This window comes from Cupriavidus sp. SZY C1 (assembly GCF_032190535.1).
GTDB lineage: Bacteria > Pseudomonadota > Gammaproteobacteria > Burkholderiales > Burkholderiaceae > Cupriavidus > Cupriavidus pauculus_C.
This window is the reverse complement of the sequence record NZ_JAUANU010000008.1, coordinates 203,620-226,757: the sequence shown is the minus strand read 5'-3', so window position 1 is coordinate 226,757 and position 23,138 is coordinate 203,620. Positions and strand designations below refer to the sequence as shown.

Annotated in this window: 19 protein-coding genes and 2 tRNA genes; 8 read left to right on the top strand and 13 right to left on the bottom strand. The window is 69.2% G+C overall.

Going from position 1 to position 23,138, the window contains the following annotated elements; translation table 11 throughout:
- Window positions 1-40: 40 nt before the first annotated feature.
- Together QTN24_RS15015 and msrB are read right to left on the bottom strand one after the other, a co-directional pair.
- Complete coding sequence (locus QTN24_RS15015; protein ID WP_313837869.1) at window positions 41-1,879, bottom strand: cytochrome c biogenesis protein DipZ; 1,839 nt, start codon at window positions 1,877-1,879, stop codon at window positions 41-43.
- Between the two features lie 26 nt (window positions 1,880-1,905).
- Window positions 1,906-2,427, bottom strand: coding sequence for a peptide-methionine (R)-S-oxide reductase MsrB (gene msrB, locus QTN24_RS15010; protein ID WP_124684502.1), 522 nt, complete (start codon window positions 2,425-2,427; stop codon window positions 1,906-1,908).
- 167 nt (window positions 2,428-2,594) lie between these two features.
- Here msrB and QTN24_RS15005 point away from each other — a divergent pair, with 167 nt between their 5' ends.
- Window positions 2,595-3,335, top strand: coding sequence for a response regulator transcription factor (locus tag QTN24_RS15005; RefSeq protein ID WP_313837868.1), 741 nt, complete (start codon window positions 2,595-2,597; stop codon window positions 3,333-3,335).
- Entirely contained in the window at window positions 3,332-4,831 is a 1,500-nt protein-coding gene (locus tag QTN24_RS15000; RefSeq protein ID WP_313837867.1) for a HAMP domain-containing sensor histidine kinase, read from the top strand. The genes QTN24_RS15005 and QTN24_RS15000 overlap by 4 nt, the downstream gene beginning before the upstream one ends.
- 25 nt (window positions 4,832-4,856) lie before the next feature.
- Here the strand turns inward: QTN24_RS15000 and QTN24_RS14995 are convergent, their stop codons facing one another.
- Complete coding sequence (locus QTN24_RS14995; RefSeq protein WP_124684499.1) at window positions 4,857-5,117, bottom strand: hypothetical protein; 261 nt, start codon at window positions 5,115-5,117, stop codon at window positions 4,857-4,859.
- A gap of 265 nt (window positions 5,118-5,382) precedes the next feature.
- Between QTN24_RS14995 and QTN24_RS14990 the strand changes: the two genes are divergently transcribed.
- The 3 genes from QTN24_RS14990 (at window position 5,383) to QTN24_RS14980 (ending at window position 6,642) form a co-directional block, all read left to right on the top strand.
- Window positions 5,383-5,793: a hypothetical protein gene (locus QTN24_RS14990; RefSeq protein WP_124684498.1), complete on the top strand. Its 411-nt coding sequence runs from the start codon at window positions 5,383-5,385 to the stop codon at window positions 5,791-5,793.
- Between the two features lie 124 nt (window positions 5,794-5,917).
- On the top strand, window positions 5,918-6,160 hold the full coding sequence (locus tag QTN24_RS14985) for a hypothetical protein (RefSeq protein ID WP_313837889.1): 243 nt from the start codon (window positions 5,918-5,920) through the stop codon (window positions 6,158-6,160).
- Window positions 6,161-6,252: 92 nt separating this feature from the next.
- On the top strand, window positions 6,253-6,642 hold the full coding sequence (locus QTN24_RS14980; RefSeq protein ID WP_124684497.1) for a hypothetical protein: 390 nt from the start codon (window positions 6,253-6,255) through the stop codon (window positions 6,640-6,642).
- An 87-nt stretch (window positions 6,643-6,729) separates the two neighbouring features.
- Here the strand turns inward: QTN24_RS14980 and QTN24_RS14975 are convergent, their stop codons facing one another.
- The 5 genes from QTN24_RS14975 to QTN24_RS14955 all read right to left on the bottom strand — a co-directional run bounded on the left by QTN24_RS14975 (window position 6,730) and on the right by QTN24_RS14955 (window position 14,426).
- Complete coding sequence (locus QTN24_RS14975) at window positions 6,730-11,601, bottom strand: NAD-glutamate dehydrogenase (RefSeq protein WP_313837866.1); 4,872 nt, start codon at window positions 11,599-11,601, stop codon at window positions 6,730-6,732.
- A 141-nt stretch (window positions 11,602-11,742) separates the two neighbouring features.
- On the bottom strand, window positions 11,743-12,264 hold the full coding sequence (locus tag QTN24_RS14970; protein WP_313837865.1) for a MarR family transcriptional regulator: 522 nt from the start codon (window positions 12,262-12,264) through the stop codon (window positions 11,743-11,745).
- A gap of 297 nt (window positions 12,265-12,561) precedes the next feature.
- Window positions 12,562-12,933: a hypothetical protein gene (locus QTN24_RS14965; protein ID WP_124685131.1), complete on the bottom strand. Its 372-nt coding sequence runs from the start codon at window positions 12,931-12,933 to the stop codon at window positions 12,562-12,564.
- A 166-nt stretch (window positions 12,934-13,099) separates the two neighbouring features.
- Complete coding sequence (locus tag QTN24_RS14960) at window positions 13,100-14,077, bottom strand: tripartite tricarboxylate transporter substrate binding protein BugE (RefSeq protein ID WP_124684494.1); 978 nt, start codon at window positions 14,075-14,077, stop codon at window positions 13,100-13,102.
- A 273-nt stretch (window positions 14,078-14,350) separates the two neighbouring features.
- A tRNA-Lys gene (locus QTN24_RS14955) sits at window positions 14,351-14,426 on the bottom strand.
- A gap of 126 nt (window positions 14,427-14,552) precedes the next feature.
- On the opposite strand from QTN24_RS14955, the gene QTN24_RS14950 reads away from it, so the two are divergent.
- Window positions 14,553-15,452 (top strand): LysR family transcriptional regulator, encoded by a 900-nt coding sequence (locus QTN24_RS14950; protein WP_313837864.1) that lies wholly within the window; start codon window positions 14,553-14,555, stop codon window positions 15,450-15,452.
- A gap of 109 nt (window positions 15,453-15,561) precedes the next feature.
- Entirely contained in the window at window positions 15,562-16,947 is a 1,386-nt protein-coding gene (locus QTN24_RS14945) for an 8-oxoguanine deaminase (protein ID WP_313837863.1), read from the top strand.
- A 77-nt stretch (window positions 16,948-17,024) separates the two neighbouring features.
- Here the strand turns inward: QTN24_RS14945 and QTN24_RS14940 are convergent.
- Window positions 17,025-17,100 (bottom strand) — tRNA-Lys (locus QTN24_RS14940).
- A 331-nt stretch (window positions 17,101-17,431) separates the two neighbouring features.
- Between QTN24_RS14940 and QTN24_RS14935 the strand changes: the two genes are divergently transcribed.
- Window positions 17,432-17,695 carry a DUF1488 domain-containing protein gene (locus tag QTN24_RS14935; protein WP_066738920.1) on the top strand — a complete coding sequence of 88 codons (264 nt, stop codon included), beginning with the start codon at window positions 17,432-17,434 and terminating at the stop codon, window positions 17,693-17,695.
- Window positions 17,696-17,878: 183 nt separating this feature from the next.
- Here the strand turns inward: QTN24_RS14935 and QTN24_RS14930 are convergent, their stop codons facing one another.
- From QTN24_RS14930 to QTN24_RS14915, 4 genes are read right to left on the bottom strand one after another with little or no spacing between them, the layout of a single operon-like run.
- The gene (locus QTN24_RS14930; RefSeq protein ID WP_216643958.1) at window positions 17,879-19,726 is read right to left on the bottom strand and encodes a SulP family inorganic anion transporter; all 1,848 of its coding nucleotides are present in this window, start codon (window positions 19,724-19,726) and stop codon (window positions 17,879-17,881) included.
- A gap of 4 nt (window positions 19,727-19,730) precedes the next feature.
- Entirely contained in the window at window positions 19,731-20,528 is a 798-nt protein-coding gene (xth, locus tag QTN24_RS14925; RefSeq protein WP_313837862.1) for an exodeoxyribonuclease III, read from the bottom strand.
- A 6-nt stretch (window positions 20,529-20,534) separates the two neighbouring features.
- Window positions 20,535-20,960: a hypothetical protein gene (locus QTN24_RS14920; protein WP_313837861.1), complete on the bottom strand. Its 426-nt coding sequence runs from the start codon at window positions 20,958-20,960 to the stop codon at window positions 20,535-20,537.
- Window positions 20,961-20,987: 27 nt separating this feature from the next.
- Window positions 20,988-23,093 (bottom strand): M3 family metallopeptidase, encoded by a 2,106-nt coding sequence (locus QTN24_RS14915; protein ID WP_313837860.1) that lies wholly within the window; start codon window positions 23,091-23,093, stop codon window positions 20,988-20,990.
- Window positions 23,094-23,138 lie beyond the last annotated feature (45 nt).

The following is a 23,138-nucleotide window of genomic DNA, read 5'->3' as shown; positions in this document are numbered from 1 at the left end:
GTTTTCCTAATGTAGTCGGCGTCAAGGTGGGGCGCGGGCCTCAGCCGAACGTAAAGGCGTAGGCCTGTACGCCGGGGTCGAGGAATTCGATTGCGAAGGTGCGGTCGCGGATGTCGCCACCCTGGCGCACCAACTGGTACAGGCGCTGGTCCGTGACGGTGCCGGTTCCGTCGGCGGCCACGTCGGTGCCGTGCGCGTCGCCCGGGGCCTGGCCGTCGATTGTCACGCGGAAGCGCACCTGCTTGCCGTCGCTGCCCGGGCCCAGCACCAGGTGCAGATCGCGGGCGTGGAAGCGATAGACGATGCGGCCGTCCGGCTGCACCAGTGTCGCGTTCTCCTCGCCCACCTTCCACTGGCCCGCCAGGCCCCACTGGTTCAGCGCGGGCTGCGCCGGCGCCGTGTAGGCGCGGCTGGCGTCCTGCCGCAGCCCGCCCGGCGAGGCAAAGTTCTCGGCCCGGCCGTAGCCGACGTAGGTCTCCGGAGACCGCACCGCGCCCGCATCGGCCGCCATCTCCACGCCCTGCATGGCGCCGGGCGCGGCCATGGCGGTCTTTTCCATCGCCGCGCCGTGGCCGGCCTCGGCCAGCAGCGCGCGGATGACGGCCTCGGACTTGTCGTACTCGCCCTCGCCGAAATGGTGGAAGCGCACGCGCCCCTGCGCGTCGATGAAGTAGTGCGCGGGCCAGTAGTTGTTGCGGAAGGCGCGCCAGATCGCAAAGTTGTTGTCGACTGCCACCGGATAGGTGACGCCCAGGTCCTTCGTCGCCTTGCGCACGTTGTCGAGGTTGCGCTCGAACGCGAACTCGGGCGCGTGCACGCCGATCACCACGAGGCCCTGGTCGCGGTACTTGTCTGCCCACGCCTTGACGTAGGGCAACGACCGCAGGCAGTTGATGCACGAGTACGTCCAGAAATCGACCAGCACGACCTTGCCGCGCAGGCCCTCGGCGGTCAGCGGCGGCGAGTTGAGCCACGCCACGGCGCCATCGAGGCCCGGGAACGTGCCCTCGACCGGCAGGGCCGACGCCCCGGCGTTGCCGGCCGCGCGCATCATCATCGACCCGCCTGCCTCGGGCTTGGGCGCCATCGCGTTGGTGGCGGCGGCCTGCATCATCATCGCGCTGCCCGGGTTGCCGGGGCCCGTGTCGGGCTTGCGTGCCGCGAACGTGTCGACCAGCCGCTGTTCCAGGCCGCCCGTGGCCACTGTCGAGATCCGCGTCAGGATGCCGGTGTCGAGCCCCAGCGCAATGGCGCCGACGCCCACCAGCATGGCCGCGCCGATGCCGCGCCGGATCCATTCCCCGGCACCGAGCGACCGCTTCATCGCCGCGAACACGCGCCCGCCGATCAGCAGCGCCACCGCCAGCGACGTGGCCGCGCCGGCCGCATAGGCCAGCAGCAACAGCGTGGTGCCGATGCTGGCGCCCTGCAGCGCCGCGCCGGTCAGCACCAGCCCCAGGATCGGCCCGGCGCATGGCGCCCAGAGCAGGCCCGTGGCGATGCCCAGCAGGAACGACGACGCCGGGCCGGCCGGGCGGCCGTCGGCCTGCGCGGCGTTGGTCAGGCGGCTACCCGCACGGACCAGCGGCTGGGTCAGCCGCTCGGCCAGGCTGGGCAGCAGCAGCGTCAGGCCAAACACCGCCAGCAGCGCGATGGCCAGCCAGCGTCCGAACTCGTTGGCCTGCGCCACCCAGCCGCCGCCCACGGCGGCCAGCGTCGCCACGCCGGCGAACGTGACGCCCATGCCGGCCAGCAGCGGCAGGCCGCTGCGCACGAAAGGCTGGTCGGCCCGCGCGAAGACGAAGGGCAGCACGGGCAGGATGCAGGGGCTCAGGATCGTCAGGACCCCGCCCAGGTAAGCAAGTATCAGCAGCAACATGGCGATGGACTCCGTGGCAGCGGGGATCAGGCCGGCACGGGCCGGAAGGTCATGGCGACGCCGTTCATGCAGTAGCGCTGCCCGGTGGGTTTGGGGCCGTCGTCGAACACGTGGCCCAGGTGGCCGCCGCAGCGGCTGCAATGCACGGCCGTGCGGATCATGCCGAACGACACGTCCTGCGTGGTGCCCACCGCGCCGGCCAGCGGCGCCCAGAAGCTGGGCCAGCCGGTGCCGCTGTCGAACTTGGTGTTCGACGAGAACAGGTCGCGCTGGCAGCCCGCGCAGGCAAAGACGCCCTTGCGGTGCTCGTCGTTGAGCGGGCTGCTGTACGGCCGTTCGGTGCCTTCCTGGCGCAGCACGTTGTACTGGGCCGGCGTCAGCTTGCGCCGCCATTCGGCGTCGCTCAGCGTGACGTCGAACCGGGCGGGGGCCTGCCCGGGGGTGGCCGCCACGGCGGCGGGGCCGGCCAGCAGGCGCCAGCCGCCCACGGTGGCCACGGCCGCGGCCAGCGTGCCGCCGGACAGCAGGAAGCGTCGGGTGATGCGCATGATGGACTCCGTGATCGAGAAGGATTGAGGGATTGATCGGATGGTAGGCAACGGGGCGTCTCGGAGTCCTCGCCAAACCTTAAACAATTCGTGATAACTGGCCGGCCGGAATTCTGCACAATAGCGACACCTATCCCATTCCCGAGACCCCTGCCACGGGGTGCAACATGGAACATCCGAAACGGATCCTGCTGGTCGAGGACGATGCCGGCATTGCCAACGTGCTGGCCATGCACCTGCGCGACGAGCGCTACGAGGTGGTGCACAGCGCCGACGGCGCCGAGGGCCTGCGGCTGCTGGAGCAGGGCGGCTGGGATGCGCTGGTGCTGGACCTGATGCTGCCCGGCGTCGACGGCCTGGAGATCTGCCGTCGCGCCCGCGCCATGACGCGCTATACGCCGATCATCATCACCAGCGCGCGCTCCAGCGAGGTCCACCGCATCCTGGGCCTGGAACTGGGCGCGGACGACTACCTGGCCAAGCCGTTCTCGGTGCTGGAGCTGGTGGCGCGCGTCAAGGCGCTGCTGCGCCGCGTGGAGGCGATGGCGCGCGACGTGCGCGCCGACGCGGGCAGCCTGGACCTGGCCGGGCTGGCGATCGACCCGCTGGCGCGCCAGGCATCGGTCGATGGCCGGCGCCTGGACCTGACGCCGCGCGAGTTCGACCTGCTGTACTACTTCGCGCGGCACCCGGACCAGGTGTTTTCGCGCATGGACCTGCTTAACGCGGTCTGGGGCTACCAGCACGAGGGCTACGAGCACACGGTCAACACCCATATCAACCGGCTGCGCACCAAGATCGAGGCAGACCCGGCCCAGCCCCGGCGCATCCTGACGGTCTGGCGGCGTGGCTACCGCTTCGTGGCGGACCCGGCGGCCGGGCCGGAAGGCGGGGAGGGCGGATCGTGAACCTGTCCCTGACCCAGCGCCTGTCGGCCGTCTTCGCCGCGCTGCTGCTGGCGTGCTGCGGGGCGTCGGCCTGGCTGCAGGTGCGCGCCAACACGATGCACGAGAAGGAAGTCGTGCAGAGCCTGTCGCGCGGGCTGGCCGCCTACATCGCCCGCAATGCGCTGCTGGAGGACCAGAGCGCCATCGCGCCGCAGGCCCTGCGGCAACTGTTCGGCCAACTGATGGTCGTCAATCCGAGCGTCGAGGTGTACCTGCTCGACGACACGGGCCGCATCCGCGGCCACGACGCGCCAAGCGGCCACCTGCTGCGCGACCACGTCGACCTGGCCCCGGTCAGGAAGCTGATCGACGGCGGGGCGCTGCCGATCCTGGGCGACGACCCGCGCAGCGCGTCCGGCCGCAAGGTGTTCAGCGCCGCGCCGCTGCGGCAGGGCGGCTACATCTACGTCGTGCTGATGGGCGAGGCGCACGACAAGCTGGCCGCCCGCGCGTCGCAGGACGCGGTCATGCGCACCACGTTGTGGTCGATGGCGCTGGTGGCCGGGCTGGGCCTGATCGCCGGCCTGGTGGCCTTTGCGCTGATCACGCGCCCGCTGCGGCGGCTGACCCACGAGATCCGGCAGTTCGAGTCGGCCGGCGGCGCGGGCAGCGCCGACGCCCCGCCGGCCGTGCCGCCGCCGACGCCCCGGGACGATGCCCACGACGGGACACGAGACGGGACACGAGACGGGACACGCGATGAAATGGCCGCGCTGGAATCGGCGTTTCGCCAGATGTCGGCGCGCATCGACAGCCAGTGGCGGGCCCTGAAGCAGCAGGATCAGGAGCGCCGCGAGATGGTGGCCAATATCTCGCACGACCTGCGCACGCCGCTGACATCCCTGCACGGCTATCTGGAAACGCTCTCGGTCAAGGCCGACAGCCTCAGCGCCGACGAACGCCAGCGGTATCTGGCGATTGCGCTGGCGCAAAGCGCCAAGGTCGGCGGGCTGGCCCAGTCGCTGTTCGAGCTGGCGCGGCTGGAGCACGGCATGGTCCAGGCGGTGCCGGAGACCTTCTCGATGGTCGACCTCACGCAGGACGTGCTCGAAAAATTCGCGCTGCCGGCCGAAGCCAAGCACCTGCAACTGCGCGCCGGCGTGCCGCCGGCCCTGCCCGCCGTCTCGGCCGACCTCGGCATGATCGAGCGGGTGCTGACCAATCTGCTCGACAACGCCATTCGCCACACGCCGGCCGGCGGCACGGTCGAGATCGACCTCGCCGCCCAGGACGGCAACGTCGCCGTCACGGTCAGCGACACGGGGCCGGGCATCCCGCCCGCGCTGCGCGAGTCGATCTTCCAGCGGCCGTTCCCGTCGGGCGGCGCGCATCGCGGCGGCGGCCTGGGCCTGCTGATCGTCCAGCGCATGTTGCAGCTCAACGGCAGCCAGGTACGGCTCGTGGACCGGCCCGCCGGCACCACGCTGACGTTCGCGCTGCGCGCGGCCGGGCGCTAGGGTTTCCACTCCCCACCCCGACAGCCTAGAGCAGCGCGAAGCGGGCGGCCTGCGGCCCGACCACGGCCGGGCGGCTCACCGGGTAGCGATGCCGGTCGCCGCCGGCCTCGAACGACAGGTAGTCGGGCGTCCAGCGCAGGTTGCGCAGATATCGGGTCTCCAGGCCGTCGACGACGATGGCGCCCGCCTGCACGGTGACGCGGTCACAGGGCAGGCGCAGCAGCTCGGCGTCGTCGCCGAAGTAATGGGCTTCCAGCAGGATCGAGGCGGCTTGATAGGCGGGCATGGGGTGGGCAGGGGTCGAAATGGGTCGGAAGGCGTAGTCAGGCGGATACTGTATAAACGTACAGTAGTATAGCCACGCCGCTGCCGCCTTGCACGTGCCCGATTCTCAAAATGCTCGCTGCGCCGGGCGCGCCAAGTCGGGTCTGGTCGACATGGCGGCGCCTGCCGCCTGTCCGGGTGCCGGATTGGTATAACCTGACCTGTAGGAACCGCCGATCTCCGGCGCATCTCGACATCGTAGAGACGACCCGAAGCGGAGGCGACGCATGGTGGAACGCGAGAGCAGGGCGTGCTGGTTTGCGGCGGGTTTGCTGACCGGCGCCATCACGGCCGGGTTATGCGCGCTGCTGGGTAGCCAGCATGCGCGTCGCGCGGGCGCGCAGGGCGGCGCGGAGGCCGAGGCTGGGTCCACCGACCCGCGCGCTGGCACTTCGCGGCCGGCGGCGGCATCGCGCGAGACCGATGGCGGGGCCGACATGTTCGAGTACCGTGGCTTCGTCGTCCATCTGTTCTGGCAGGCGCTGGGTCCGGAGCGCTATCGCGCGTGGTGCGATATCTGGGAGGCCGGCGCCGTCGTGCAGGAAGCGGGCGGCCCGCCGTCCACGTTCCTGACGGCCGGCGAAGCGCGGCTCGCTGCCGGCGCGTGGGCGCGCCACTGGATCCAGAACAACGGGTAGGCGCACCGGCGTGGCATCGATGCCGCCACGCCATCCCGCCGACGTGGGGCGTGTTTCAGACACGCGCGCGGTGTGATGCGCGAGACCCGCGTGGTACGATGACTCGCTTCATCCGGAGTCCATGATGTTTGTTTGCCAGAACCAGCCTTGCGGTGCGCAGTGGTCGCCCGACGAGGTGGAAATCAGGAACGAGGGCCAGGGCCCGCTGTTCCGTTGTCCGCTGTGCGGCGCGCGTAACCCGCTGGAGGCCCGCCCCGGGCCCGATGGTGCGCCACGGTATCGGCAGGTGTCGCACGCACCCGCCCCCAGCGCCCCGGCGCGCCGGCCCGGCCCGCCGCCGCCGCCGCGCGGCAGAAAACGGCACTGACGTCCCCGCGCAAGAGGGGCAACGTCAACCGCGAAACGTGTTGTCGCGATTGTCGCCTCAAGGCTGCGCGGTCTCGTACCGTTAAGACAATCATGGACATTAGCGACATCTCCCACGATTCCGCCTCCAATGCCGAAGTCATTGGCTGGGCGGGCGCATCCTCCCAGGTCATCGCCCGTGTGCTGAACACCGCGCTGGCCGCGGAGGATCTCTCGGGCTTTGCCGCGCTGCTGTCTGACATCGCACGTGACCGCGGGCTCAAGGGCGCGCGGGGCACGCACCAGTCGATCTACGACATGCCGTATGCCAGCCTGCTGCCGCGTCAGAAACACCTGCTGGCCGATGCGTTCGAGCTCTTCCTGCGCCTGGGGCTGGAATTCCGCGCGCGCGGCGACGGCGCCGACGACGACCTGATGGACGACGGCGACGACGCGCCGCCGCTGCGCGACATCGACGACGACGACGTCATCGACGACGACTGAGGCCCGGGCCGCCGCCGCGCGGCCTGCCCGGTCGTCCTGCTTGCCTCCCAAGCCTTATCAAGCCCTATCAAGCCTTATCAAGCCTTATCAAGCCCGGTCCAGCAGTCCGATCTCCCTGACCGCCACCGACAGCATCGACAGCCCGGCCGCGCCCGACACGCCCGATGCGCGCTGGTCGGCCAGCATCTGCGCGTAGCGGTCCAGCGCGGTCTGGCGGCTGCCGCGCCAGTGGTCGATCAGCGCCGAGGCGTCTTCGCCGTCGTGCGCCTGCGCCAGCACGCTCGTGGTCAGCGCGCGCTTGAGCCGGCCCAGGTCTTCCAGCGTCGTGGTACGTGCCAGCAAGTCCCAGTGCGTGTCCGACGGCAGCGACAGCGCGCGTTCGCGCAGCCAGCCGAAGTTCAGGTCCGTATCGAGCGCGAAGTAGACGGCCGCCACGGCGGCCAGGCTGCGCTGGCACGACGCCGCCACCTCGGCGATGTCCAGCGCGGCGGCCGCGTTGTCGCTGGCGGCCACGCGCAGGGCCAGGTCGTCGTCCACGCCGGCCTCGGTCAGCGACAGCGCGGCATCGGCCATCGCCTGCGACGTCTCCGGCGGCAGCAGCGCCGCGAGCTGCGGGAACAACCACTGCGCGGCCTCGGTGAAGCGGGTGGCGCCGGCATCCACGGTGCCGCCGCCGCGCAGGTAGCGCACGAACCATAGCGTCGCCCGTTCCAGCAGCCGGCCCAGCGCGCCGAACATGCGCGCCTGGATGGCGTCATCCACGTGGTTGTCCAGCGCGTCGATGCGCTGCCAGAGCGCGGTCAGCCCGAACACGTCGCGCGCCAGCAGGCAGGCGCGCACGATGTCGGCCGGGCGCGCGTCGGTTTCCTCCATCAGCCGGTGCACGAACGTGGCGCCGATGCGGTTCACGAGCATGTTGGTCAGGTGCGTGGCCAGGATCTCGCGGCGCAGCGGGTGGCGCGTCATGGCCGCCGCGTGGCGGGCCTGCAGCGGCTTGGGAAAGTAGTCGACCAGCAGGTTGGCCACGAGCGCGTCTTCGGGCAGGTCGGAGGCCAGCAACTCGTCGTACAGCCACATCTTGCTGTAGGCCAGCAGCACGGCGCGCTCGGGCGACGTCAGCCCCTGGTTCAGCGCCTTGCGCTGGGCGATCTCGTCGTCGGCGGGCAGGAATTCGAGCGGCCGGTTCAGGCGGCCGGCGCGTTCCAGCCAGCGGATCAGCCGCGCCTCGGCGTCGAGCAGCGTGGGCGCCTCGCGGTTGGCCACGGACAGCGCCTGGGTCTGGAAGTAGTTGTCTTCCAGCACCAGCAGGCCCACTTCGTCGGTCATCTCGGCCAGCAGCGCGTTGCGCTGCTTTTCGGTCATCTCGCCGTCGGCCACCACCAGGCCCAGCAGGATCTTGATGTTGACCTCGTGGTCGGAGCAGTCCACGCCGGCCGAGTTGTCGATGGCATCGGTGTTGATCCGGCCGCCATTGCGCGCGAACTCGATGCGGCCAAGCTGCGTGAAGCCCAGGTTGCCGCCTTCGCCCACCACCTTGCAGCGCAGGTCGCTGCCGTTGACGCGGATGGCGTCGTTGGAGCGGTCGCCGGCCTGCAGGTGCGTCTCGGTGCTGGCCTTGACGTAGGTGCCGATGCCGCCGTTGTAGAGCAGGTCCACCGGCGCGGCCAGGATGGCGTGCATCAGCTCGTTGGGCGACAGCGTGGCGGCCTGGATGCCCAGCGCCGCCTGCACCTGCGGCGACAGCGGGATGGTCTTGGCCGTGCGCGGGAACACGCCGCCGCCGGCCGAGATCAGTGCGGTGTCGTAGTCGGCCCAGCTGGAGCGGGGCAGGTCGAACAGCCGCTGGCGCTCGGCCAGGCTCCTGGCCGGATCGGGATCGGGGTCCAGGAAGATGTGGCGATGGTCGAACGCGGCCAGCAGCTTGATGTGGGGCGACAGCAGCATGCCGTTGCCGAACACGTCACCGGACATGTCGCCCACGCCCACCACCGTGAACGGCGTGCTCTGGATATCGACGCCCATCTCGCGGAAGTGGCGCTTGACGCTTTCCCACGCGCCGCGCGCGGTGATGCCCATCTTCTTGTGGTCGTAGCCGACCGATCCGCCCGACGCGAAGGCGTCGTCGAGCCAGAAGCCGTATTCGGCCGAGATGGCGTTGGCGTAGTCCGAGAACGTGGCCGTGCCCTTGTCGGCGGCCACCACCAGGTACGGGTCGTTCTCGTCGTGGCGCACCACGTCGGGCGGCGGCACCAGTTCGCCGGACACGAGGTTGTCGGTCAGGTCCAGCAGGCCGCGCAGGAAGGTCTGGTAGCAGGCCACGCCCTCGGCCAGGAAGGCGTCGCGGTCGGTGGGCGGGGGCGGGCGCTTGACGACGAAGCCGCCCTTGGAGCCCACCGGCACGATCACCGTGTTCTTGACCATCTGCGCCTTCATCAGGCCCAGCACCTCGGTGCGGAAGTCCTCGCGGCGGTCGGACCAGCGCAGCCCGCCACGCGCCACGCGGCCGCCGCGCAGGTGCACGCCTTCCACGCGCGGCGAGTAGACCCAGATCTCGAACATCGGGCGCGGCTCGGGCAGGCCCTGCACCAGCGCCGGGTTGAACTTGAACGACACGTACGGGCGCGGCTGGCCGTCGGCGCCGCGATGGAAGTAGTTGGTCCGCACCGTGGCGCCGATCACGTTCAGGAACAGCCGCAGGATGCGGTCCTCGTCCAGGTTCGGCACCTTGTCGAGCGCGGCCTCGATGTCGGCCAGCCATTTCTGGCCGCGCTGGTCCGCCGGCCCGTCCGGCCGGGCGGTGGCCGGGTCGAAGCGCGCGTGGAACAGCGACACCAGCATGGCCGCGATGCCGGGGTTGGCCGTCAGCGCGCGCTCGATATAGGCGTTGCTGAACGTGGAGCCCACCTGGCGCAGGTATTTGGCGTAGGCGCGCAGGATCGTCACGTCGCGCGCGGACAGGCCCGCGCGCAGCACCAGCCGGTTGAAGTCGTCGCTCTCGATCTCGCCGTTCCAGGCCCGCGCGAAGGCGTCTTCGAACAGCGGCTTGATCTTCTCGATCTCGACGTCCAGCGGCCGGCCGTCTGGGTCCGCCGCAATCTCCAGCCCGAAATCGTGGATCCAGACCGGCTCGCCGCCCTCGGGCTCGATCAGGTACGGCCGCTCCTCGTCCACGCGCACGCCCAGGTGCTCCAGCATCGGCAGGCTGGCGGACAGCGCGATGGGCTCGCCGGCGCGGAACACCTTGAAGCGGAACGCGCCCGGCGCGGCCTCGATGGGCCGGTACAGGTTCATCGCCAGCCCGCTGGGGTGCTGCCGCGCGTGTTCCATCAGCGCGATGTCGCGCACGGCGGTGCGGGCCGGGTAGTCCTCGCGGAAGCCGGCCGGGAACGAGTCGCCGTAGCGGCGCAGCAGGCGGTTGCCCTGTTCCTCGCCCCGGCTGTCGTGCAGCGCCTGCGCCAGGTCGTCCTGCCAGCGGCGCGTGGCCTGCACGATCTTCTGTTCCAGCTCGCGCGTGTCGACCTCGGGCATGGTGCCGGGCTCGCCGCGCACGGTCAGCTGGATGCGGGCCAGCGGCGATTCGGATAGCTGCGGCGTGAATTCGCAACTCGTGCCGTTGAACGACTCCACCAGCAGCTTCTGGATGCGCTGGCGAAGGTCGGTGTTGTACTTGTCGCGCGGCACGAAGACCAGGCACGAGATAAAGCGGTCGAAGCGGTCGCGCCGCACGAACAGCCTTGTGCGCTGATGTTCCTGCAGGCGCAGGATGCCCAGCGTGATCTCGGCCAGCTCGTCCTCGTCGGCCTGGAACAGTTCGTCGCGCGGATACTGCTCCAGGATCGTCACGAGCGACTTGTACAGGTGGCCCTTGGTCAGAAAGCCGGCGCGGGCCAGGATGTTGGCGCACTTGCGTCGGATCAGCGGGATTTCGCTGGTGCTGACCATGTAGGCCGTGGACGTGTACAGCCCCACGAAGCGCCGTTCGCCGAACAGCTTGCCATCGGCATCGAGCAGCTTGACGCCCACGTAGTCCAGGTAGCCGGGGCGATGGACCGTGGCGCGCGAGTTGGCCTTGGTGATGAAGATCGGCGACGCGCCCTCGATGATCGCGCGCGCGGCCGGCGGCAGTGGCGTCAGGTCGTCCGACCCGGGGTCGCGCAGCGCCTCGCGCAGGATGCCCGTGCCCGACCCCGGCTCGCCGCGCAGGAAATACTGGCCGTCGCGCGCCACCAGTTCGTAGTCGCGCTGGCCCAGGAACGTGAAATGGTCGTCGAGCATCCATTCCAGGAACGCACGCGCCTCGGTGGCTTCGGGCGAGCTGGCGTCGGCCGCGCGGGCCATGCCGGCGACGGTTTCCTGCGCGATCTGCCGCATGCGCGGCCAGTCTTCCACGGCCGCGCGCACGTCGCCCAGCGCCGCGGCGATGCCCAGCCGCAGCGCGTCGAGCCGCGTGGCGTCGCCGGTGCGGTCCACCTCGAAGTGGATGAACGAGGCCAGCCGGCAGCTATCGGTGCTGGCCTCGGTGCCGCCCAGGCCGATGCTCTCGATGGCGCCGCGCGCGTCGCGGCAGATGCGGAACACCGGGTGGATGGCCGAATGCAGCGTCAGGCCGTGGCGGTTGATTTCCATCGTCACCGAATCGACCAGGAACGGCATGTCGTCGTTGACGATCTCGATGATCGTGTGGTCCGAGTGCCAGCCGTGCTCTTCCAGGTTCGGGTTGTAGACGCGCAGCCGCGCGGCGCCGGGCACGAACTTCTGGGCCGTCTGCCAGTGCGCCATCACGGCGCCGTACAGGTCGGCCACGTCGCGCGCCAGCAGGTCCTCGGCATCGGCCAGGTCGTAGTAATGGCGAAACAGCGGCTCGACGATGGCGAAGGTGGCGGCGGGCAGGCGCTCGCGTGCGAATGCGACCAGATCCTCCAGCAGTTGCGCGACCTTTTCTTCGTTTTCCGGGGGCATGGCGTCTCCTCGGTCATTCTCGGTGGTGTGCCGGTGCATCCTCACACTGTAGGAAAGATTTGAGGCGCCGGTGCGACAAAACGGCGACGCCCCGCTGGGCGGGGCGTCTCGGTGCGGCGGGAAGAAGCAGGCGGGTGCGTGTCAGGCGGCCAGGGCCTGCCGCGCGCTGCGGCTGGCCTGGTCGGAGACGATCAGCGAGAGTTCGTGGGCGTCGCGCGCGGCGCGGCGGGTGTGGCGCGCCGCGTGGTCTTCGAGCGTGGTGGTCATGCGATGCAGCAGGCTGGTCAGCGCGGCGCGCTCGGCCGGGGCCAACTGGCCCACGGACACCGAATGCAGCGCGCGCACGGCCTGGGCGGCGCGATCCAGGCGCGGGCAGGCATCGGCGGCGATATGCGGCGTGCCGTCGGCCGGGAAGTCGATCCAGCCATCGGCATGCAGCTCGCGCAGCAGCCGCTCGGTCTGCGGCACGTCCAGGAAGATGGCGCCCTGGCAGGGCTCGCCGCGCGTGAAATCGCCAAGCCGGATGGCACGCAGCAACAGCCATTTGGGATAGGTCAGCCCCGAATCGCTCAGGGTCTGGTCGAGGGCGCCCTGCCATGCGGTGACCGCATCGACGAGCGAGAGCACGACGGGCTCGTGAATTTCGAGTGCTTTGGGCTGCATTTGCTCAGGTCTCCCTATTAGGGTGCTGCCGCCTGGGACACTTCTTGGGCCGGTGCTTTGGCCGGCCCGGACGGCGGTGGCGCCTGCCTCGTATCGGGCCGGTCGCTTCTATGAAAAATCGGTATGGCGAACACTAGCAGTAATGTTGGGACATTTGCGTGACAGGTCGGGTATGTCCTAGTCAATCTTATGGCCGAGGCGCCGCAGGGGGCGCCTGCGCAAAGAAAAACCCCCGCCGTGGGGCGGGGGTTTGCGCGGGCGTTGCCATGCGGGCGCGAGCCCGCGGCGTGGCGTCGATTACTTCTTGGCGCCGTCCGTGTATGGGTCGGCCTTGCCCGACTTGGCACCGTCCAGGTACGGGTCCGGCTTGCCGGTCTTGGCGCCGTCCAGGTACGGATCGGGCTTGCCCGACTTGGCGCCGTCGGTGTACGGGTCCGGCTTGCGGTTCGGGGCCAGGTCGGTGCGGGTCGACTTCTTGGCGCCGTCGGTGTACGGGTCGAACTTGCCGGACTTGGCCGGGTTCTGGTTCGGGTTGGCCTGGTTCTTGGTCCGGCTGCCGCTATAGAGATCGCCGCCGTCCGTGTAGTTCTTCTGTGCATGCGCCAGTTGCACGGCGCCCAGGGCGGTCAGGGCGGCAACGATCAGCGCCGGTACGGTCTTCTTCAGCATCATCATCCTCACAAGTGATGGCCGGGCAGGGTGCCAGCCAGATAGGGAATCTGTCGAAAATGTCTGCATCGACTGACACTGTACCGGGATTCGCGACGGTCTGCCGCAGCACTGTGGTAACCACGCACGTGCGGCAGATACGTCACCTATGAGGCGCTCGCCGCCGTTATTCCAGCGTGATGTTCTGGTCGGTGGCGATCTTCTTGCGCAGGTCCAGCTCGCGCTTGATCTGGGCCGCGTACTGCTGCGGCGTGTTACCGTCGGGGTAGGCGCCGGCGTCGTGCAGGCGCTTCTTGACGTTCGGGTCCTGCAGCGCCTTGACCGCGGCATCGTGCACCTTGGTGACGATGGCCGCAGGCGTGCCGGCCGGCGCCACCAGGCCGTACCAGGCCATGTTGTTCATGTCCTTCATGCCTTCCTCGGCAAAGGTCGGCACGTTGGGCAGGCCCTCCACGCGCTTGGGCGCGGCCACGGCCAGCGCGCGCAGCTTGTCGGCCTGGATGTGGGGCATCGAAGACGGCAGGTTGTCGAACTGGGCGTTCACCTGGCCGGCCAGCGTGTCGTTGAGCGCCGGGCCCGATCCGCGGTACGGGATGTGGACCATGTCGGTCTTGGTGATGAACTTGAACAGCTCGCCGTCCAGATGCGAGATGCTGCCCTTGCCGGCCGATGCGTAGCTGTACTTGCCCGGGTTGGCCTTGAGCAGCGCGACGAATTCCTTGAGGTTCTTGGCCGGCACCTTCGGATTCACCGTCAGCACGTTCGGCACGTTGACCAGGTTCGTGATCGGCGCGAAGTCCTTGATGGGGTCGTACGGGTTCTTCGCGTTCGTGGCCGGGTTGGTGGCCATGGTGCTGACCGTGGCGATGCCCAGCGTGTAGCCGTCCGGCGCGGACTTGGCCAGCGCGTCGGCCCCGATGGCGCCGCCGCCACCGCCGCGGTTTTCCACCACCACCGGCTGGCCCAGTTCGCGGCCCAGCGCGTCGGACACGGCGCGGCCGACGATGTCGGTGGTGCCGCCCGCCGCGAACGGCACGATCAGCCGGATCGGCTTGTTCGGATACGACTGTGCGTGTGCCGCCGTTGCCACCAGACCCAGAGCGGCCAGGGCGCCCACAGCGCCCGCTTTCAGAACTGCTTTCAAGAGATGCCTCCCAACGTATTGCGCGTGTTGCTGCTTGTCTTGCCCGTCCGTCGCGGGACAGGCTATCGGTTCCGCATCACGGAACTACGTTCCATGATATGCGCCGAGATGCATTCAACCCGGAAAGGCGGGGACGGGGTATAGGGAGGAACCCGTGGACATATGACCACTCGGTACGGCGGCACGGCCGTGGAGACGAAGGAGAGGGCGGAAATGCAAAAGTGAAATGCAAAAGGCCCGAAGCTGGTGGCTTCGGGCCTTTCGGGAATTCGCTGGTGGGGCGTGAGTGACTCGAACACTCGACCTACGGATTAAGAGTCCGCTGCTCTACCAACTGAGCTAACGCCCCAACGAAGAACGAGATTCTAGCAAGGCGAATAGTATCGCGCAAGCCCCTTTGCACTATTTTTTTGAGGATTTTGCGACCCGTACAATGCGCGGATGCCCGAACACGCCTCTTCCCCGCTGACAGCCCATGCACGCGCGCGTCCTCCGCTATTTCGATGAAGTCGTCCGGCGCGGGTCCATCCGCCGCGCCGCCGAGCACCTGCACGTGGCGCCGACGGCCATCAACCGCCAGATCCTGGAACTGGAGGCCGAACTGGGCGTGCCGCTGTTCGACCGCATCCAGAAGCGCCTGCACCTGACGCCGCTGGGCGAGGCCGTGCTGGCCCATGTGCGGCAGACCCTGCGCGAGCACCAGGGGCTGCTGGCGCGCGTGGCCGAGATCAAGGGCGCCCGGCGCGGCATGGTGACCATTGCCACCACGTCGGGCCTGGCCGGTGCGCTGATGCCGTCGCTGGTGCACGATTTCCGCCAGCATCAGCCGGGCATCGTCGTGCGCGTGGCCGATTTGCCGGTGGATGGCATCGTCAAGGCGGTGGAGCAGGGCGACGCGGACCTGGGGCTGGGCTACGACCTGCCCGAGGTGGCGGCCTTCCGCGTGGTGGCCAGCCGCGAGTGGTCGATAGGCGCGGTGGTGGCGCCGGGGCATCCGCTGGCGGCGCAGGCGTCGGCCACGCTGGCCGAATGCGCGGGGTATCCGCTGATCCTGCCGGCGCCGTCGCTGTCGATCCGCGCGCTGGTGGACGATGGTTTCGCGCGCCAGTCGACCGCCGTGGTGCCGATCGTCGAGTCGACGTCGGTGGTGCTGATCCAGCGGCTGGTGGCCACCGGCGCCGGCGTGGCGCTGCTCAATCCGCTCGACGTCATGGAGGAACGCTCGCGCGGCGCCGTGGTGTTCGTGCCGCTGCGCGACGACGACCTGCGGCGCCAGATGCTGCGGCTCGTGGCCCGTGCGCACAGCCCGCTGACGCCGGCCGCCAGCCTGATGGCCGACGCCATGGCCGACACGCTGCAGGCACTGTCCCGCTAGGGGCGCTGTCCACAATTTGTGGACAGGCCGCGCGAAATTCTGCGCTTGGGCGCGGCCGGCCGGGCTGCGTAGACTCCGGGGCGTTGACCACCACCGACCCCGACATCCCATGACCCTGATCCTGAAGCACGCCGACGTACTGGTCACCATGGACGCCCAGCGCCGCGAGATCGCCGACGGCGCGCTCGTCGCCAACGGCCCGGCCATCGAATGGGTCGGCGCCACGGCGGACCTGCCCGAGACCTATCGCCGCATGATCGACGAGGGCCGCGCCGAGGTGGCCGACATGCACGGCCACGTGGTGATGCCCGGCCTGGTCAATACGCACCACCACATGTACCAGAGCCTGACGCGCGCCGTGCCGGCGGCGCAGGACGCCGAGCTGTTCGGCTGGCTGACCAACCTGTACATGATCTGGTCGCACCTGACGCCGGAGATGATCCGCGTGTCCACCCAGACCGCGATGGCCGAACTGATGCTGTCCGGCTGCACGACCACGAGCGACCACCTGTACCTGTATCCGAACGGGTCGCGGCTCGACGATTCGATCAGCGCCGCGCACGAGATCGGCATGCGCTTTCACGCGGCGCGCGGGTCGATGAGCGTGGGCCGCAGCCAGGGTGGCCTGCCGCCCGACGTCGTGGTCGAGCGCGAGGCCGACATCCTGCGCGACAGCCAGCGGCTGGTGGAGCAGTACCACGACGCGTCGCGGCACGCCATGCAGCGCGTGGTGCTGGCGCCGTGCTCGCCGTTCTCGGTGTCGCGCGACCTGATGCGCGAATCGGCGACGATGGCGCGGCACTACGGCGTGTCGCTGCACACGCACCTGGCCGAGAACGACAACGACATCGCCTACTCGCGCGAGAAGTTCGGCATGACGCCGGCGCAGTATGCCGAGGACCTGGGCTGGGTGGGGCACGACGTCTGGCACGCGCACTGCGTGAAGCTGGACGACGAAGGGCTGGCGCTGTTCGCGCGCACCGGTACGGGCGTGGCGCACTGCCCGTGCTCGAACATGCGGCTGGCGTCCGGCATCGCGCCGGTCCGCCGCATGCGCGACGCCGGGGTGCCGGTGGGGTTGGGCGTGGATGGCAGCGCATCGAACGATGGCGCGCACATGCTGGGCGAGGCGCGGCAGGCCATGCTGCTGCAGCGCGTGGGCTTTGGCCCGGCCGCGATGAGCGCGCGCGAGGCCCTGGAGATCGCCACGCTGGGCGGGGCCCGGGTGCTGAACCGCGACGATATCGGTGCGCTGGCGCCGGGCATGTCGGCCGACATCGTCTCGTTCGACATGTCCGCGGTGGGCTACGCGGGCGCCGGCCTCGACCCGGTGGCGGCGCTGGTGTTCTGCACGCCGGCCAATGTGTCGACCAGCATCATCAACGGCCGCGTGGTGGTGCGCGACGGGCGCCTGCTGACGGTGGACCTGCCGAACGTGCTGGCCGATCATCGCCGCCTGGCCCGCACGCTGTTCGAGGCGTCGCTGGCGGGCTGAGCGGGGCGCCGACAATCGCGGCAATCGTGGAAAAGCAAAAGGCCGGAAGCATTGCTGCTTCCGGCCTTTCTGGTGTCTGGTGGGGCGTGAGTGACTCGAACACTCGACCTACGGATTAAGAGTCCGCTGCTCTACCAACTGAGCTAACGCCCCGACGAAGACCGAGATTCTAGCAGCATTTCTGGCTTTGTCAAACGTTTCATGCGGGGCCCGCATGAATGGTCCGGACGCGCGCACCGGCCGCGTCGCGCGCGTCCGGCACCATGGCACATCGCGCTGACACACGCGCATGCGATGCTCGGCGATCGACCGACGGGCGACGGTGTGAACCGACCCATCGCGACGCACGTCGATGGAACTTGCCGTACCCGCCACCGGTCATTGAGACGAATCGCATTCTGCCTGCGCAGTGCAGGGGATCGAAGACGATTTCCGCAAAGCCATGTTAGGATTCTTTTCCACTTGCATATGGAGGGCTGTGATGATGGAAATCAAATTCCAGGAGCAAGACCGCTACGACATCAACAACGAGGGTTTGCTGTTCCACGCGCTTGTCGATGGCGAGCAAGTGACATGCGTGGTAACACGCGAAGCGCTTTGGGAAGGCTTCAGTGCCGACCAGGTGTTGTCGCTGGAAGAGGCGTTCCGCGCCGGTCGTGACACGATCGAACGCGCGGCCGTGGTGCTGATCGAGCAGGGCGTGCCCCAGCCGGTCGTGGTCAAGCGCGCGCACGTGGCGCCGGTCTGAAGACCGACCGACGGTAACAACCCTCCGCCGCCGGCTTCGGTTCCGCTTCACCGCGGGCCGGCCGGCGCGCCAGGTGCCCGGATTCCCCGGCGCATCCTTTCAAGCTGTCTCTTGCTGTTTTTCTTGCAGTTTTTTCAAGGTCCGACCGCGTCGACGACGCCGGCCATCGGCAGGCTTTGCCATTCAGGCCCGCTGCACGGGTGCCGGCTGGCTGGCCTTGTCCGGGGCCGGCGCGTAGTGCGGGCCGCCCGGCTGCTGCGCGCATTCCTCGAAGATGCGCACCTGGCACTGGGCGCAGATCTCGGGCGACAGCCGCGCGATGATCGTGTGCAGTGCCTGCCGCTTGGTCGGAAAGACATGGTCGCGGCCGAGCTTGTCGGTAAAGCCGGTCTGCTCCCAGGTCTCCAGCACCTGCGTGCGCGGCCGGTGGAAGTAGAGGTCGCCGCCCGCCGCGCGGCGTTCGGTCAGTTCCGCCTCCCACATTTCCGCGCCCGCCAGGTCGATGAAGTTCATGCTCTTGGTCATCGCCAGCAGGTGTTTCTGCCCGGCATCGCCGGTGCGCAGCCCGTGCAGGCGATCGGTCACGTACTGCACGGCGCCAAAGTAGATCGCCCCTTCCATGCGCAGCAGCTTGAGCTGCGGGCATTCGGGCTGCGGACGTCGTAGTTCGTCCAGTGGCGTAAAGCGCCGGCCCGGGTCGTCGGCGTCCGGCACCAGGCTGCGCACGGCCGGGCGCGACGTGCGGTACAGGTAGGCCACCAGCGACAGGATCGTGCCAAGTAGCACCGCCATTTCCAGCCGGATGACCAGCGTGGCGACGAACGTGCCGACCGCGATGGCGAACTCGGTGCGCGACAGCCGCGCAATCCGCCGCAGCCGCTGGAAGTCGAACAGGCCCCACGCCACGAGCAGCAGCATGGCGGCGATGGCGGCCAGCGGAATTTGGGCCAGCAGCGGCGCGCTGACCGTGACCAGCGCCACCAGCAGCAGCGCCGAGAACACGCTGGCCAGCGGCGTCCGCGCGCCGGCCTCGAAGTTCGGCATCGACCGGTTCAGCGACCCGCACGAGATGTAGCTCGAAAACAGCCCGCCGGCGATGTTCGACAGCCCCTGGCCGATGAACTCGCGGTTGGCGTCCACGTGCTGGCCGGACCGCAGCGCCACGGCCTTGGCGATCGAAATCGACTGGCCCAGCGCGACGATGGTCAGCGCGGCGGCAATGCCCAGCAGGTCCGGCACGGTGCGCCAGTTGATGTCCGGCAGGTGGAACGGCGGGATGGCCGACGGGATCGGCCCCACCACGTCGACGTGCCCGGCGTTGCCGCCCAGCCAGCCGCCATGGTTCAGCAGCATCGCCACGCCATAGCCGGCCAGCAGGCCCAGCAGCATGAACGGCAGCTTGCGTGACATCCGCTTGACCGCGACGGTCGCGGCCAGCGTCACGGCGCCGACGATCACCGCGCCGACGTTGATCGTGTCGACGTTCTCCGCCAGATAGCGCACCACACCGAACGCGCTGGTGCCGGTGGGCACGGCCAGCCCGAACAGGTCCTTGAGCGCGTAGAGCCCGATCAGCGTGGCCGCCCCGCACGTGAAGCCCAGCAGCACCGACGGCGAGATGAAGTTTGCCAGCGACCCCAGCCGCAGCGCGCCCACCGCCAGTTGCAGGATGCCCACCAGCATCGTCACGGCCAGCGCCAGCGCGATATAGGCCGGACTGCCCGCGAACGCCACCGGGCTGAGCATCGCGAACAGCGCCAGCGAATTGGCGTTGGTCGGCCCCGACATCACGTGCCAGCTCGATCCGAACAGCGCGGCGACGATGCACGGCACCACGGCCGTGTAGATGCCGTACTGCGGCGGCAGGCCGGCCAGCGTGGCGAACGCCACGCCCTGCGGCAGCACCAGCACCGCGCCCAGCAGCCCGGCGATCAGGTCCGCGCGCAGCGTCAGCGGCGTCACGCGCGCCAGCCACGGGAACCAGCGGTGCAGGGCAGGGGTGGCGGCGGCGTTGGCGCGGACGGCGCTCATCGGCTCAGGCGAGCTGGAGCGTGGCGACGACCGGGGTATGGTCGGACGGCTGCTCCCAGCGGCGCGGTTCCTTGTCGATCAGGCAGGTCGTGCAGTGCTCGGCCAGCGCCGGCGACAGCAGGATGTGGTCGATGCGCAGGCCCGCGTTGCGGCGGAAGCCCATCATCCGGTAGTCCCACCACGAGAACGTCTTCTCGGGCTGCTCGAACATGCGGAACGAATCGACCAGCCCCATCGCGATCAGCGCCTTGAACGCGTCGCGCTCGGGCGGCGAGACCAGGTTCTGGCCCTCCCACTTGGCCGGATCGTGCACGTCGCGGTCTTCGGGCGCGATGTTGAAGTCGCCCAGCAGCGCCAGCCTGGGGTACTTGATCATCTCGGCGCGCAGCCAGTCGGTCATGGCCTTGAGCCAGTCGAGCTTGTAGACGAACTTGACCGAATCGAGCGCCTGGCCGTTCGGAAAATACGCGCTGATCAGCCGCACGTCGCCGTAGGTGCCGGCCACCACGCGCTGCTGGGTGTCCTCGTAGCCGGGGATGTTGCGCACCACGTCGGTCGGCGCCGGCATGGTGCCGTCGCGCGCGACGATGGCCACGCCGTTGTACGTCTTCTGGCCCGTGTAGATGCTGTGGAAGCCGGCCGCTTCCAGCTCGGCCAGCGGGTACTTGTCGTCGGGCAGCTTCAGTTCCTGCAGGCACAGCGCGTCGACGGGCGTGCCCGCGGCGTCCTGCGCGGCCAGCCATTGCAGCACCTGCGGCAGGCGCACCTTCAGGGAGTTGACGTTCCAGCTCGCGATTCTCATCGGTCGTTATTCTTGTGAGGGTGGTTGGCCGAACAGGCCACCAAGCAGGTCGCGCTCGTTCAGCAGGTCGAAGGCGATCTGCGGTTGGGTTTTCATGCAGCGCCGGATGGCGGCCGGGATGGCCGCGCGCGTCTTGCGGCACAGGCCCGGCTGGTCGGTCACGTCGATGTCGAAGCCCTTGACCGTGCGCACCTCGTTGTCGCTCGGGGTGATCGTCACGACGATGCCAAGCTGCGCGCGCATCCGGTCCTGCATCCGGCGCAGGTCGGCCAGGGTCTCGATGGCCTCCAGCCGCGCGACGAGCCGCTTTTCCTCGTGCTGGGTCAGCATCAGGATGCGGCGGTCGGCGGCCGGGTCGTCCAGCAGCAGTTCGCGCCGGCAGTCGCAGGCGCCCGGCGGACACTCCGTGCGGATCGGGATCGCGGAGTCCATGGGCCGGGCGCGCGCGGGGCAGGGCGGTCAGGCCGCGGCGGCTGCCGTTTCCGCCATGCCGCCGTGCCGCAGCAGCGCGTCGATCTGCGGCGCGCGGCCGCGGAACGCCACGAACGACTCCATGGCCGGCCGGCTGCCGCCCACCGACAGGATCTCGCGGCGGTAACGCTCGCCTACCTCGCCATCGAGCACGCTGCCCGAGAGCTGGCCCGCTTCCTCGAACGCGGCATAGACGTCGGCGGACAGCACCTCGGCCCACTTGTAGCTGTAGTAGCCGGCCGCGTAGCCGCCCGCAAAGATGTGGCTGAACGTGTTCGGCCAGCGCGACAGCGGCGACTGCGGCACCACGTGCTTGCTGTCGTTGATCTGGCGCGACAGTTCCAGCACCGACACGTCGCCCTGCGGGTCGTAGTCGGTGTGCAGGTGCATGTCGAACGACGAGAACACGATCTGGCGCAGCGTCATCATGCCGTTCTGGAAGTTCTTGGCTGCCAGCATGCGGTCGAACAGCACGCGCGGCAGCGGCTCGCCGGTGTCGACGTGGGCCGTCATCGTGGCCAGCACCTCGTACTCCCAACAGAAGTTCTCCATGAACTGCGACGGCAGCTCCACGGCATCCCATTCCACGCCGTTGATGCCGGACACGCCAAGGTCGCCCACCTGCGTCAGCATGTGGTGCAGGCCGTGGCCGAACTCGTGGAACAAAGTGATGACTTCGTCATGCGTGAACAGCGCCGGCTTGCCGCCCACGGGCGCCGTGAAATTGCACGTCAGGTAGGCCACCGGGGTCTGCACCGTGCCGTTGTCGCGCTCCTTGCGGCCGCGGGCGTCGTCCATCCAGGCGCCGCCGCGCTTGCCTTCGCGGGCGTACAGGTCGATGTAGAACTGGGCCAGCAGCGCGCCCTGCGGCGACACCACGCGGAAGAACCGCACGTCCTTGTGCCAGGTCTGGGCCTGGTCCGGCTGGATGCTGACCGAGAACAGCTTCTCGACCACGCCGAACAGCCCCTCCAGCACCTTGGGCTCCTGGAAGTACTGCTTCACCTCGTCGTCGGAGAACGCGTAGCGCTTCTGGCGCAGCTTCTCGGACGCATAGGCCACGTCCCACGGCGCGATCTCGTCCAGGCCCAGCTCGGCGGCCGCGAACGCGCGCAGTTCCTTCCAGTCGGCCTCGGCGTAGGGGCGGGCCTTGACGGCCAGTTCGTCCAGGAACTTGAGCACGTCGGCCGGCGATTCGGCCATCTTGGGCACCAGCGACACTTCGCCGTAGTTGTTGTAGCCAAGCATCCGCGCCTCTTCCCGGCGCAGCGTCAGCTGCTCGCGCATGTTGGACGTGTTGTCCCAGTCGGCCTGGCCGTTGTTGTACTGCGGACCCAGTTCAGACGCGCGCGTGACGCTGGCCTCGTACATCGTCTGGCGCAGCGCGCGGTCGTCGGCGTACTGCAGCACCGGGAAGTACGACGGGAAGTGCAGCGTGAACTTCCAGCCGCCCTTGCCGTCCTTCTCGGCGGCCAGCCGGGCGGCTTCCTGGGCGTCGGCCGGGATGCCGGCCAGGCGCGCCTCGTCCTCGACGTAGAGCGCGTAGGCGTTGGTGGCGTCGAGCACGTGGTCCGAGAAAGCCTTGGACAACTGCGCCTGCTGCTCCTGGATCTCGGCAAAGCGCGGCTTGCTGTCCTCGGGCAGTTCGGCGCCACCCAGGCGGAAGCCGCGCAGCTCGTTTTCCAGCAGTTGCTTGCGGGCCGGGGACAGCCCGGCAAACTCGGGCCCGGCGGCCACGGCCTTGTACTTTTCGTACAGGGCCAGGCTCTGGCCCAGCGACGACCAGAACTCGGTCATGCGCGGCAGGTTGTCGGCGTGTGCCTTGCGCAGCTCGGGCGTGTCCGCCACGGCGCTCAGGTGGCCCACCACGCCCCAGGCGCGGCCCAGCGGCTCGGTGGCTGCTTCCAGCGCTTCCACGGCGGTCAGCCAGGTGGCCGGGGTGGCCGGGTCTTCGGCGCGATCGACGGCGGCCTGGGCCTGGGCCAGCAGCACGTCGAGCGCCGGGCCGATGTGCTCGGGGCGGATCTCCGCAAAGCGCGGCAGATCGGAGAAATCCAGCAGGGGATTGTTGGCGCGGTCGGTGGTGTCAGTCATGGCGATTCCCGGTTGGCGTGCCGCGGCAACAGCGCACGGCGGCAC